Here is a 12073-nt window from a genome sequence, read left to right as displayed (position 1 = left end):
TGCCGCTCCGTGCCTGAATCCCAAGAGCGACACGCCCTGGTGATCGGCGCCGGACTGGCGGGCGCGGCCGCGTGCGCCGCCCTGTCCAGGCGTGGATGGCGCCTCACCCTGCTGGATGCGGCCGCTGGCGCGGCTCAGGCGGCGTCGGCCTTGCCCGTGGGCATGCTGAGCCCGCATGTGACGCGGGCCCCCACGCCACTCTCGAGGTTGTCTGTGCTGGGGATGCCCGACACCCTGGCCGAGCTGCGGCGCCTGGTGCCCCAGGGACATGGCTGGCAGGCCTGCGAGGTGGACAACCGCGGTCACGACCCGGGGCGCCACCCGGCTGCGCTGGTGCGCCCGGCGGCGCTGGTGCAGGCATGGCTGGACGAAGCCGCGCGCCTCACCGCGTTCAGTACCCACTGGCTCGCCCCAGTGCACACGCTGGCCCGTGAGCATGGCGCCTGGCACGCGCTCGACCTGCAAGGGCGCCGACTGGCCCAGGCACCCGTGGTGGTGGTCGCATCCGCCTTCGGCAGCCGCGCCTTGCTGGTCGAACACGGTGATCGCGTCGACGCCGACCATTTGCCGCTGCGCCCGGTCAAGGGCCAGATGAGTCTGGCGCTGCAGCAGGGAACGCCACTGGCGCCGCGTCCTCAGCGCGACAAGGGCGTTTTCGTGCCGCTGTACCAGGATGCCGGACTGCCACCGCGGTGGCCAGCGCAGGTGTGGGCCATGGGCTCCACATACGAGCGGGGGCATGATGACACCGCGCTGAGCGTCGCGGCGCACGAGGCCAACGCCTGCAGCCTGGCGCCCCTTTGCCCGCCGGCGGCACTCCAGTTGCGCGATGCGCTGGCCCGCGGGACCCTGCAAGGATGGGCCCAGGTGCGCTGCGCCTCGATGGACAGACTGCCGCTGGTGGGCGGCGCGCCGGACAGCGCTGTGCTGCGTTCAATCGCGACGGCCACAGGTCGAGCCCGCACCTCACTGGAAGATACCCCCCGCCTTGCGGGGCTGTACCTGCTGACGGCCCTGGGCTCGCGCGGTCTCACGCTGGCCCATTGGTGCGCCACCCGGCTGGCGTCGATCATGGACCGGGAAGCGCCGATACCCGAGGAGCTCGATCTGTTGAGGGCCATCGACCCAGCGCGCTTCGCCTGGCGGCACCGCCGACGCCAGACGCCCTCGACGCGGGTTGGCGCCTAGATCAGGTCCAGCCAGGCGGAAATCTGGCGGGGCTGGAACGGTCGCTCCAGCAGGGCCGTGATGCCCACGCGGTGCGCGTCGCGCCGCACGCGGCGGCGGCGCCACCAGCCGGCCAGCGGGCCGGCCAGCTCGGTGGAGGCCAGCGTCAGGGCCTGGGGATTGCGAGCCACGAAATGGCGCATGAGGGCCCACACGTCGATGCGGTGATCATCCAGGTTGAATACCCCGCACAGGTAGCGGTGGCGCTCCATGAGTTCGAGCGCGCGCTCGGTCTCTGTCACCTCGTCCACATGCGCCACGCCGGCCAGCGCCAGGCGGGTTCGCAGGTAGGTGCCCTCTTGCTCCTCGGCACCGATCACTACCGCGCGCCGCACGATCTCGTCGGACGTCCCCATGTCCATGTCAAGGTCCAGATCCAGTGGCGAAGGCGCCGTCACATCCAGATCGAGCAGACCCGAGTCGACCTGGTGCGCCGCGTACACGGCATCGAGGTCGTGCAGCACCGCAGCCCATTCGATGGGGCGGTGCAGCACCCGCCAGGCGTGTTCGGGTGCATCGGGGCCGACCCAGATCAGCCGTTGCCCCGTCGGCATTTCCTTGGCATGCGACAACACCGCCTCCAGGCTCTCACCATCGACCAGCGCCACCTGCGGCACGGTGGTGGGCACCGCCGCGCCAGGGGCGAGCAGCGGCGCCCAGGGGGCATAGGACAGGTCTCGCTCCTGGGACAGGCGAAAAACCGTGTTGAGCGCATGCCGCTCCACGTCGGAGAAACCGACCACGCTGACCAGGACGCGCTGCTTGTGCATGGCGCGGATGTTACGCCGGACGAAGCGATGTGCGGTCGCTGACACGCGACAAGCGGGCGACTGGCGTGTGATCCGGCACGGGCCCCATTGCTTATTCGCATGAGGAATATGGGCATGAACAAAAAATCGTTTGCGGTATATCGAAGCATCCCTACAGTTCCGCCATGCCTGACATCGCCATCATTCTGGCCGGATTCGCCGTGGGACTCATTGTGGGCCTCACCGGTGTGGGGGGCGGCTCGCTCATGACGCCGATCCTGATCTTCTTTTTCGGCGTCAAGCCGTATCTGGCGGTCGGCACCGACCTGCTGTTCGCGGCCTTCACCAAGATGGGTGGCACGGTGAGTCTGGCGCGTCAGAAGCTGGTGCCCTGGCGCGTGGTCGGGCAGTTGTGTGCCGGCAGCATTCCGGCGGCGCTGATCACCTTGGCGGTGCTGCACCAGTTGGGTCCGGCCAGTCCGCTTGTGCAGTCGCTCATGACCAACACACTGGGACTGGCCCTGCTGCTCACTGCGGCGGCGATGTTTTACAAGGCTGCGCGTGGCAAACAACTGCCGCGCCATGTCCCCGAGGCACAGCTACAGAACGCCACGCATGCGCGTCACTGGAGCCTGCCGGTGCTGTTTGGCGCGGTAATCGGCACCTTGGTCACACTGACCTCGGTGGGCGCGGGTGCCATCGGCGTGTCGGTTTTGCTGTTGTTGTTTCCGCTGCTGCCGCTGCCGCGCATCGTCGCCGCCGACATCGCTTATGCCGTGCCTCTCACCTTGGTGGCCGGACTCGGCCACGCCAGCCTGGGCTCGGTCGACTGGCCCCTGCTGGCCAAGCTGCTTGCCGGCTCGTTGCCCGGTATCTGGCTCGGCACCCGCCTGATGCGGCACACACCTGAACGCCTGGTGCGCTCCGCGCTCTCGGTGCTGCTGGCCTACGCGGGCACGAAGCTGATCGCCCTCTGACTCCCACTGACCCACGACGACGATGTACCAATATTCCGACTTTGACCGACAGTTCGTGCGGCTGCGCGCGGCCCAGTACCGCGACCAGCTCACCCGCTGGCAGGCGGGCTCGCTGAAAGAAGACGAGTTCAAGCCGCTGCGGCTGCAGAACGGCTGGTACGTGCAGCGCTTCGCCCCCATGCTGCGCGTGGCTGTTCCTTATGGTGAGCTCAACAGCGCGCAACTCAAGGTGCTCGCGAAGATTGCGCGCGAGTTCGACCACAAGGAAGATCACGACGTGTCCAAGGCGAACGCGGGCTTGAGCGAAGCGCCCAGCTTGCCTGATCGCTGCGGCCACTTCACCACGCGCCAGAACGTGCAGTACAACTGGATCCCGCTCGCGCGATCGGCCGACGTGATGGACCTGCTGGCCAGCGTGAACATGCACGGCATCCAGACCAGCGGCAACTGCATCCGCAACATCACGACCGATGCACTGGCCGGCATTGCGGTCGACGAGGTCGCTGACCCGCGCCCGTTCGCCGAGATCCTGCGCCAGTGGAGCACACTGCACCCCGAGTTCGCTTTCCTGCCGCGCAAGTTCAAGGTCGCGATCACCGGCGCGCGCGAAGACCGCGCGGCCACGGCCTGGCACGATGTTGGCCTGCGACTGCTGCGCAACGTGGATGGCGAACTGGGCTTCCAGGTGCGCGTGGGCGGCGGCATGGGCCGCACGCCCATCATCGGCAGCGTGATTCGCGAGTTCCTGCCCTGGCACCAGATCCTCAACTACCTCGAAGCGGTGGTGCGTGCCTACAACCGGTTCGGCCGACGCGACAACATCTACAAGGCGCGCATCAAAATTCTGGTGAAAGCCGAGGGGCAGGCCTTCACCGACCAGGTCGAAGCGGAGTACCGCGACATCGTCGAAAAGGACGGCGCGCCGCACACCATCAGCCAGGCTGAGCTGGACCGCGTGAGCGCTTTCTTCGTGCCCCCGGCCCTGAACTGCGACCGCAAGAGTGCCGACGCCAAGATCGCACACATCCTGAAGGCCGCCGCCGAGGACGACCTCGAGTTCAGTCGCTGGCTGCAGCAAAACGTCAAGCCACACCAGAATCCGGATCTGCGCGCCGTCACGCTGTCGTTCAAGCGCCTGGGCCAGGCGCCGGGTGATGCCACGGCCGAACAGCTCGAACGCGCCGCCGAACTGGCCGAGCGTTTCTCCGCGGGTGAAGCCCGTGTCACGCACGAGCAGAACCTGCTGCTGCCCTGGGTGCGCTGTGACCAGTTGCCCGAACTCTGGCGCGAAGCGCGCCGGCTGGGCCTGGCCAAACCCAATATCGGCCTGCTCACCGACATGATCGCCTGCCCCGGCGGTGATTTCTGCGACCTGGCCAACGCGCGCTCGCTGCCGCTTGCGCAGGCCATCCTGGGGCGCTACAAGGACCTGGACGAGCTGCACGACCTGGGCGAGATCGACCTGCACATCAGCGGTTGCATCAATTCCTGCGGCCATCACCACAGTGGCCATATCGGCATTCTCGGCGTCGACAAGGACGGCCAGGAGTGGTACCAGGTCACGCTGGGCGGCTCCGACGGCACGCGCCTGTCGGGCGAGTCCACTCCCGGCAAGGTGATCGGCCCCTCGTTCGCCGCCAGCGAAGTGCCTGACGTGATCGAGGCCCTGCTCGATACCTACCGCGCTCAACGCGCCGATCGCGAGACCTTTGTCGCCACGCTGCGCCGCACCGGCGCCGAACCGTTCAAGACCGCCGCCAACGCGGTGCGCACGAGCACGGCGCGTGCCACCGCCTGAGGACCGACACCATGAGCCAGACCTTCCAGGTTTTCAGCGCCGAGACCTTCAAGCCCACCGATGCCGAAAACCGGCGCATTGCCATCGCCAACGACATCGATCCGCGGGAATCCGACCTGAGCGGCATCGATGTGATCGAACTGCATTTTCCGAAGTTCAACGACGGCCGCGCTTTCAGCCAGGCCTTCCTGTTGCGTCGCCGCCTGGGATTCACGGGGCAGATCCGCGCCACAGGAGACGTGCTGATCGACCAGCTGGTGCAGATGCAGCGCAGCGGTTTCACCCAGGCCGTTCTGCGTGCCGACCAGAGCCTGGCCCACGGCCAGGCACTGCTGTCGCACTACCCCGCCTTCTACCAAGGCGATGCGGTGCACACCGCCCCCCGTTTCGCTACCGCCTGAGCGCCTCACAGCCAACGCCATGACCGCCATCGCCCTCTACAACCGTCCCTCGCCCGACTTTGCCGCCAAGGTCGAGCGCAGCATCGCCCTGCTGCGCGAGACCGCAGCCAGCCATCCGAAGCTGACCCAGGCCTCCAGCCTGGGCGCCGAGGACATCGTGGTCACGCACCTGATGCACCTCGCTGGCATCGATGCCAGCGTGTTCGTGCTGGAAACCGGCAAGCTGCACGCCGAAACGCTCGCCCTGATCCCGAAGATCGAGCAGCGCTACGGCATCAGCGTGCAGCTGTTCCGGCCCCGCCAGGAATCCGTCATCCACTTCGTGCGCAAGAACGGCGAAGAGGCCATGTACCAGAGCATCGAGCTGCGCAAGGCCTGCTGCGACCTGCGCAAGATGGAGCCGCTCTCGCGCGCCCTTGCCGGCCAGGACGGCTGGATCACCGGCCTGCGGCGCGAGCAGTCCAATGCGCGTGCCGAGGTAGGAGAAATCATCCAGGAGCCCGAGCGCATCAAGGTCAGCCCGCTGGTCGAATGGACCTGGGGCGACGTCTGGCATTTCATCGCCTCGCACCAGCTCGACTACAACGCGCTGCACGACCAGTTCTACCCCAGCATCGGCTGCGCGCCCTGCACACGCGCCATCAGCGTCGGCGAAGACTTCCGAGCCGGGCGCTGGTGGTGGGAACAGGAAAGTGCCAAGGAATGCGGGTTGCACGTGCAGCCCGTCTCGGAACCCCTCGTGTCGTCTCTCGAACGGACCCCCTCATGAACGCCCGCACCGAAACCGCCGTGATCCAGACCGCGCTGCAACATGCCAGCGATCACCATCTGAGCAACGCCCACCTGGACGCCCTGGAGGAAGAAACCATCTTCATCCTGCGTGAGGTGGCCGCGGCGTTCGAGCGCCCCGCCCTGCTGTTCTCGGGCGGCAAGGATTCCCTCGTCATGCTCAAGTGCGCCGAAAAGGCCTTCGGGGCAGGTCGCATCCCGTATCCGCTGCTGATGATCGACACCGGTCACAACTTCCCCGAAGTGACCGACTTCCGCGATCTGCGCGCGAAAGAACTCGGCGCGGAACTGATCGTGCGCAACGTTGAAGACTCCATGAAGCGCGGCACCGTGCGCCTGGCGCACCCGGGCGAAAGCCGCAACGTGCACCAGTCGGTCACCCTGCTCGAGGCGATCGAAGAGTTCCGTTTCGATGCCCTGATCGGCGGCGCACGGCGCGACGAGGAGAAGGCTCGTGCCAAGGAGCGCATCTTCAGCCATCGCGACAGTTTCGGCCAATGGCAGCCCAAAGCCCAGCGCCCCGAATTGTGGACGCTGTTCAACACCCGCCTCCAACCCGGCGAGCACTTCCGCGTGTTTCCCATCAGCAACTGGACCGAACTCGACGTGTGGCAGTACATCGCTCGCGAGAACATCGCCCTGCCCTCGATCTACTACACGCACCGCCGCGAGGTGGTGGACCGCCGCGGCCTGCTCGTGCCGGTGACCGAACTCACGCCGGCACGCGACGGGGAAACCGTGCAGGTGCGCGACGTGCGCTTCCGCACCGTGGGGGACATCACCTGCACCTGCCCGGTGGACAGCCTGGCTGCATCGGCAGACGACATCGTGATCGAAACCCTGGCGGCCGAGGTCAGCGAACGCGGCGCCACGCGCATGGACGACAAGACCTCCGACGCCTCGATGGAAAAACGCAAGAAGGACGGGTATTTCTGATGACCACCATTGCATCCGTGCGGGCCGTGCCCGCCGACACCTTCGGCCAGGACACCCGCTCGGCACTGCGCCTGATCACCTGCGGCAGCGTCGATGACGGCAAGAGCACACTCATCGGCCGCCTGCTGGTCGACAGCAAGGCCGTGTTGCAGGACCACCTGGCCGGCGTGCAACGCCAGGGCCAGACCGATTTGGCGCTGCTCACCGACGGCCTGTCGGCCGAACGCGAGCAGGGCATCACCATCGACGTGGCCTACCGTTACTTCAGCACCGAAGCGCGCAAGTTCATCATCGGCGACGCCCCGGGCCACGAGCAGTACACGCGCAACATGGTTACCGCGGCCAGCAGTGCGGACGCCGCCGTGGTTCTGGTGGACGCCACAAAACTGAACTGGGCCGATGCCGCTCTGGATTTGCTGCCCCAGACCCGACGCCACAGTCTGTTGCTCAAGCTGCTGCGTGTGCCATCGGTCGTCTTTGCCGTCAACAAGCTGGACGCGGTGGACGACAGTGCCATGGCTTTCCAGCACATCGCGGCGGCGCTGCAGCGGTTCGCGTCACAGGCTGGCATTCCGGTCACGGCCATCGTGCCGATTTCCGCGCTAAAAGGCTGGAACGTCGTAGACGCGAGCGAGCAGGTCGCCTGGTGCGGCTACAGTGGCCCAACGCTGCTGGAGATTCTCGAAGCCCTGCCCGTCACGCCAACGGACAGCAAGCTGCCGTTCGCCTTTGCGGTGCAATGGGTGGAGAAGTTCAGCAGCTCTTCCGATACCTCTCAAGGACGCCGCGTGTTCTGGGGCCGCGTGGCCACGGGTGGCGTACAGCCTGGCCAACCGGTGCGCATCATGCCCAACGGGCAGACCGCCGTGGTGGCACAGGTGCTCAACCATGTGCGAACCCCTCAGGCTGTGCTGGCGGGCCACAGCGCGGGCATCGTGCTCGACCGCGAGGTGGATGTCTCGCGCGGCGACTGGCTGCTGGCCGTCGACGAGGAAGAATCCTTCGAAGGCAGTCGCGAGATCCGCGCGACGGTGGCCTGGCTTGACGACGAAACCCTCGTGCCGGGGCGCGTGTACTGGGCCCTGCACGGACACCGCTGGGTGAAGGCCCGCATCAAACGCATCGTGCACCGGCTCGACATTCATACCCTGGCGGAAGAGGACGCGAACCAGCTCGAACCCAATGCGATCGGACACATCGAGCTGAGCCTGCAGGAGCCGCTCGCCACGCTGCCGTTCGAACACTCGCGCACTTTGGGTTCCCTGGTGCTGGTGGACACGGCCAGCCACCGCACGGCAGGCGCCCTGCTGGTGCTCTGAACGCAATCATCCCCTTTACACCGACCCAGGCTAGGGGCATGCCCCGGCCTGGGCTACTGGGAAACCCTAAAATCCAGGGTTACTCCGATTTCGACCACCACCATGACCCACGTTGTCACCGAAGCCTGCATCCGCTGCAAATACACCGATTGTGTGGACGTCTGTCCCGTCGACTGCTTCCGGGAAGGCCCGAACTTCCTGACCATCGACCCCGACGAATGCATTGACTGCGCGGTGTGCATCCCCGAGTGCCCGGTGAGCGCAATCTACGCCGAGGAAGATTTGCCCAAGGACCAGCAGCACATGACCGAACTCAACGCCGAACTGGCGCGGCTGCCTGGCTGGAAGAGCATCACCAAGCGCAAGGCCCCGCTGGAGGATGCCGAAGAGTGGAAAGACCGTACCGGCAAACTGTCTGAACTGCTGCGCTGAGTGCCGGCGCGCGCCATGAACTCGGAGCCTTCCGACGACCTCACGACCCCTGCCGCCACGCCGGACGGCCCGATCGAAACGGACGCTGTCGTCGTGGGGGCCGGTCCAGTCGGTTTGTTTCAAGTCTTCGAGCTCGGTTTGCTGGAGATCAAGGCCCACGTGATCGACGCGCTGCCTTACCCCGGTGGCCAACCGACCGAGCTCTACCCCGACAAGCCCATCTACGATATCCCGGCCATCCCGGTGTGCACTGGGCAGGAGCTCACCGACCGACTGCTCGAGCAGATCAGACCCTTTGGAGCCAGTTTCCATCTCGGCCAGGAGGTCAATGCGGTGCGGCGGCTGGACGATGGCCGCTTCCATGTGGCCACATCAGGTGGCACCCGATTCCTCACCAGAACCCTGTTCATCGCGGCGGGCGTCGGCGCTTTTCAGCCGCGCATGCTCAGGGTCGACGGGCTGGAGGCGCACGAAGACAAGCAGTTGTTCTACCGCGTGAAGGACCCGGCCCAGTTTGTGGGCAAGCGCCTTGTCATCGTGGGTGGCGGCGATGCGGCTCTGGACTGGGCCTTGAACTTTGCCTCCGACGGCCCGCACCGCGCCGCCAGCGTGACCCTGATTCACCGGCGCGACGGCTTTCAGGCGGCGCCAGCGAGTGTGGCCCGGATGCGCGAGCTGTGCGAGCGGCAACAGATGCAATTCATCGTGGGGCAGGTCACAGGGATCGAGGAAGCTGCGGGCCGCCTGAGCGGCCTCAAGATCTCCGGGCCCGACGCCGTGACCTGCGTGGTACCCACGGACGTGCTGCTGGTGTTCTTCGGCCTGTCCCCCAAGCTCGGGCCGATTGCCGACTGGGGTCTGGATATCGAGCGCAAACAGCTGGTCGTGGACACGGAGAAGTTCTCCACCAGCATCCCCGGCATCTTTGCAGTGGGCGACATCAACACCTACCCCGGGAAGAAGAAGCTGATCCTTTCGGGCTTCCATGAATGCGCTCTTGCAGCGTTTGGTGCGGCGCCATTCATTTTTCCCGACAAGAAGGTGATGCTGCAATACACCACCACCAGCCCGAAACTGCACAAGGTGCTGGGCGTGGACTCGCCCAGGTTTGGTTGAGTGACGATATCGCGCGACACAAAAGAAAAAGGCCTTCCGAAGAAGGCCTTTTTCTTGCTTGTATCTGGCTCCCAGAAGGTGGCTCACTACGAACCAAAACCGTGGAGATCCTTCGGCCCTTCATGTTGGTCGGGGCCCATTCGGTAGCTGCTGCGGTGGCCACGCAGAGGTAACGCACCGCAGAACTTAACGGCAAGAGTAAAGCGCTTTGAATTAGCATTGCTCATCCGACACCACACCTCCCCACATCCTGATATGTCAATTTTCAAATACATGTCGACTGAGATTGCAGAGTTGTACTTTGAGAACTCAAAACTCAGGGCAACGGACCCAACTGTTTTCAATGATGTGTTGGACGCCAATCCTGTTTTGTCTGAGGTTGATATCGAAGCAATCGCGCGAGCAAAGTGTGAGCAGTTGAAGGCACAGGGCAAATTATCGGACGAGGACTATGATCGAGCGCTTTGGCAGGAACGCCAATCGGTGAGACGCGACACCACTGAAGAGAATACAAACGTCAAGGAGATTTTTCGTGTAATGGCGTTCGCCTTCATTTGCTTCTGCAGGAGCGGACGTCATCCACTGATGTGGACTCACTACGCGGACAAACACCAGGGGGTGCAACTCGAGTTTGACGAGCAGCACGCATGCTTCGCTGGGAAGCTGCACAACATCGTCTATTTGGAAGAGCGGCCCATTTTGACGCGAGCTGAGATGAGTGAGCTTACGGCTAGCTCCAATACGCCAGATCTCGTTGCCCCTAGTTTCTTTTTCCAGAAGGCCTTAGAGTGGTCGTATGAGCAAGAAGTTCGACTGTGCCTCCGGTCAAACGAAATTGAGCGCACCCCGGGGGCGTGGGGTGCCAAGGGCTTGTATGGGGTTCCATTCACAGCCCTTCGGTCTGTCACGTTTGGAAACCGTAGCCACCAGTACTCTGCCAACCTGAGGAAACTAATCCGGGCAGTGGTTGAAAGGGAAAAGCTTCAAATCAAGGCCTATGAAGTGCGTGTATCTTCAACAGAATACAAACTTGAGAAGCATGAAATTCAGCTTAACGACTGACTACCGGCTTCGAGATCAGGAAAGTAGAACCAAAAAGCTGGCACCCATCTACTGACCGTGAAACGATTCGAGTGCGCCACACCATGGCGTCTCCTCGGACAAGGTGCCTAGAGCACGTTTTCCGGCAGGCCGGGCGTCACAACCCGGCCTTTTTTCATTTGTGTTGGATGCTGCGGCTAAGGAGGAGCTATGAAAAAGGTACAGATAGTCTCGCGGCTCGGATAGGATGTCTCACTGGGCATGACTGGAAAGCGTCGCATCCACTGCCATGCTTCCCACGAGTACCAGCCGTGTCCGCTATCATTTCGCGCCGCCCTCTGGGGCGGTCCCCGGGGCATTCAAAATAAGGGATTCAAGGCTTGACAAACCTTCGGGACATCACTTGGCGCGAACAATGGACAATCGACAAGACTGAGCGGCGTGCTAAGCATGCATCGGGTGTTGTGGCCGTGGTGAGCACGATCAGAGCTGCGCCACTGCAAGAGCATGTCGAACTTAATGTTGCCAACGCAAACCAGCCTGCTGACATCCACCTTCAAGCACTCATGGACCAAGCTGTGCGGCTGTGGTCCGAACAGCAGTTCTAGCTTTCAGTTTTCCCACGATCGCATGGGCGCCGGGCATTTGGCTTTGAATTCGGGTCATTGCGAACCCAAAGTGATCGAGTTTCTGCGACCGTTCATGTTGAAAAGTGCATCCCGCGAGTTCGCCCTTGCGAGGGGAAGCTGGCAGCATTGAGGGGCAACCACACCATGGTTGTCTCCTCGGACAAGTGCGAGAGCACTTCATTCCCTTCAGGCCGGGCCTAGAAACCCGGCCTTTTTTCCGTGACCCCCACCGCAGGCACAATGCGCGAGGCAGGTCCCGCACACCACTTGGAGGCGCTCAAATGGAACCCATCTTCGGTTTTTTGCTGTTTTTCGCTGCTTGCGCGGTGGTTTGGATCGTGGCCAGCAAGCGCGGTCGTGCTGGGTGGGTCTTCGCCCTCGCCTGCTTGGTCGGGGGGGTAGTTCTCGCAATGGTGATCGGTCAGATCGGTGGCAGCGTGGCTGCAGGCTTTGGCGCTTTTCTGGCACCTGTGATCGGGCTGGTTGTTGCGATGTCGGCCAGCAACAGTCAGCAGATTGCAATAGCGACGGGAGAGCACGGCGAGTTCCGGAAGTGCCCATTTTGCGCAGAGTCTGTGAGAAAAGAGGCCATCAAGTGCAAGCACTGCGGTTCAGAACTGCCAGCTGTTCCAGCTAGCTAGCGGGTTCCCACCCTCATT

Annotated in this window: 12 protein-coding genes; 11 read left to right on the top strand and 1 reads right to left on the bottom strand. The window is 64.0% G+C overall.

What is annotated here, in order from left to right:
* The first annotated feature begins 9 nt into the window (after positions 1-9).
* On the top strand, positions 10-1188 hold the full coding sequence (locus AB7P10_RS16945; RefSeq protein WP_428295031.1) for an FAD-dependent oxidoreductase: 1179 nt from the start codon (positions 10-12) through the stop codon (positions 1186-1188).
* On the opposite strand, the gene AB7P10_RS16940 is transcribed toward AB7P10_RS16945, so the two are convergent.
* Positions 1185-1997, bottom strand: a complete 813-nt coding sequence (locus AB7P10_RS16940) for a hypothetical protein (protein WP_428295030.1) — start codon at positions 1995-1997, stop codon at positions 1185-1187. The genes AB7P10_RS16945 and AB7P10_RS16940 overlap by 4 nt on opposite strands.
* A gap of 164 nt (positions 1998-2161) precedes the next feature.
* Here AB7P10_RS16940 and AB7P10_RS16935 point away from each other — a divergent pair, with 164 nt between their 5' ends.
* The 10 genes from AB7P10_RS16935 (at position 2162) to AB7P10_RS16890 (ending at position 12055) form a co-directional block, all read left to right on the top strand.
* Positions 2162-2953, top strand: a complete 792-nt coding sequence (locus AB7P10_RS16935) for a sulfite exporter TauE/SafE family protein (protein ID WP_428295029.1) — start codon at positions 2162-2164, stop codon at positions 2951-2953.
* Positions 2954-2975: 22 nt separating this feature from the next.
* A complete protein-coding gene (locus AB7P10_RS16930) occupies positions 2976-4751 on the top strand; it encodes a nitrite/sulfite reductase (protein ID WP_428295028.1) in 1776 nt (591 codons plus the stop codon).
* Between the two features lie 11 nt (positions 4752-4762).
* A complete protein-coding gene (locus tag AB7P10_RS16925) occupies positions 4763-5152 on the top strand; it encodes a DUF934 domain-containing protein (RefSeq protein ID WP_428295027.1) in 390 nt (129 codons plus the stop codon).
* A gap of 19 nt (positions 5153-5171) precedes the next feature.
* The gene (locus AB7P10_RS16920; protein ID WP_428295026.1) at positions 5172-5921 is read left to right on the top strand and encodes a phosphoadenylyl-sulfate reductase; all 750 of its coding nucleotides are present in this window, start codon (positions 5172-5174) and stop codon (positions 5919-5921) included.
* Entirely contained in the window at positions 5918-6877 is a 960-nt protein-coding gene (gene cysD, locus AB7P10_RS16915; protein ID WP_428295025.1) for a sulfate adenylyltransferase subunit CysD, read from the top strand. The genes AB7P10_RS16920 and cysD overlap by 4 nt, the downstream gene beginning before the upstream one ends.
* Positions 6877-8196 carry a sulfate adenylyltransferase subunit 1 gene (locus AB7P10_RS16910; RefSeq protein ID WP_428295024.1) on the top strand — a complete coding sequence of 440 codons (1320 nt, stop codon included), beginning with the start codon at positions 6877-6879 and terminating at the stop codon, positions 8194-8196. The genes cysD and AB7P10_RS16910 overlap by 1 nt, the downstream gene beginning before the upstream one ends.
* 102 nt (positions 8197-8298) lie before the next feature.
* Entirely contained in the window at positions 8299-8628 is a 330-nt protein-coding gene (fdxA, locus tag AB7P10_RS16905) for a ferredoxin FdxA (RefSeq protein ID WP_428295023.1), read from the top strand.
* 15 nt (positions 8629-8643) lie between these two features.
* Positions 8644-9744: an NAD(P)/FAD-dependent oxidoreductase gene (locus AB7P10_RS16900; protein WP_428295022.1), complete on the top strand. Its 1101-nt coding sequence runs from the start codon at positions 8644-8646 to the stop codon at positions 9742-9744.
* Between the two features lie 273 nt (positions 9745-10017).
* The gene (locus AB7P10_RS16895) at positions 10018-10806 is read left to right on the top strand and encodes a DUF2971 domain-containing protein (protein WP_428295021.1); all 789 of its coding nucleotides are present in this window, start codon (positions 10018-10020) and stop codon (positions 10804-10806) included.
* A gap of 889 nt (positions 10807-11695) precedes the next feature.
* Positions 11696-12055, top strand: coding sequence for a hypothetical protein (locus AB7P10_RS16890; RefSeq protein ID WP_428295020.1), 360 nt, complete (start codon positions 11696-11698; stop codon positions 12053-12055).
* Positions 12056-12073: the final 18 nt, after the last annotated feature.

The sequence above is a fragment of the Hydrogenophaga sp. genome (assembly GCF_050182545.1).
Lineage (GTDB): Bacteria > Pseudomonadota > Gammaproteobacteria > Burkholderiales > Burkholderiaceae_C > Hydrogenophaga.
This window is presented reverse-complemented; position numbering and strand designations above follow the sequence as displayed.

Bases quoted from the DNA above. Each gene is read 5' to 3' on its own strand.
- AB7P10_RS16920 (WP_428295026.1), top strand. From the start codon at position 5,172: ATGACCGCCATCGCCCTCTACAACCGTCCCTCGCCCGACTTTGCCGCC.
- AB7P10_RS16890 (WP_428295020.1), top strand. From the start codon at position 11,696: ATGGAACCCATCTTCGGTTTTTTGCTGTTTTTCGCTGCTTGCGCGGTG.
- AB7P10_RS16935 (WP_428295029.1), top strand. From the start codon at position 2,162: ATGCCTGACATCGCCATCATTCTGGCCGGATTCGCCGTGGGACTCATT.
- AB7P10_RS16930 (WP_428295028.1), top strand. From the start codon at position 2,976: ATGTACCAATATTCCGACTTTGACCGACAGTTCGTGCGGCTGCGCGCG.
- AB7P10_RS16940 (WP_428295030.1), bottom strand. From the start codon at position 1,997: ATGCACAAGCAGCGCGTCCTGGTCAGCGTGGTCGGTTTCTCCGACGTG.
- AB7P10_RS16900 (WP_428295022.1), top strand. From the start codon at position 8,644: ATGAACTCGGAGCCTTCCGACGACCTCACGACCCCTGCCGCCACGCCG.
- cysD (WP_428295025.1), top strand. From the start codon at position 5,918: ATGAACGCCCGCACCGAAACCGCCGTGATCCAGACCGCGCTGCAACAT.
- AB7P10_RS16895 (WP_428295021.1), top strand. From the start codon at position 10,018: ATGTCGACTGAGATTGCAGAGTTGTACTTTGAGAACTCAAAACTCAGG.
- AB7P10_RS16910 (WP_428295024.1), top strand. From the start codon at position 6,877: ATGACCACCATTGCATCCGTGCGGGCCGTGCCCGCCGACACCTTCGGC.
- AB7P10_RS16925 (WP_428295027.1), top strand. From the start codon at position 4,763: ATGAGCCAGACCTTCCAGGTTTTCAGCGCCGAGACCTTCAAGCCCACC.
- fdxA (WP_428295023.1), top strand. From the start codon at position 8,299: ATGACCCACGTTGTCACCGAAGCCTGCATCCGCTGCAAATACACCGAT.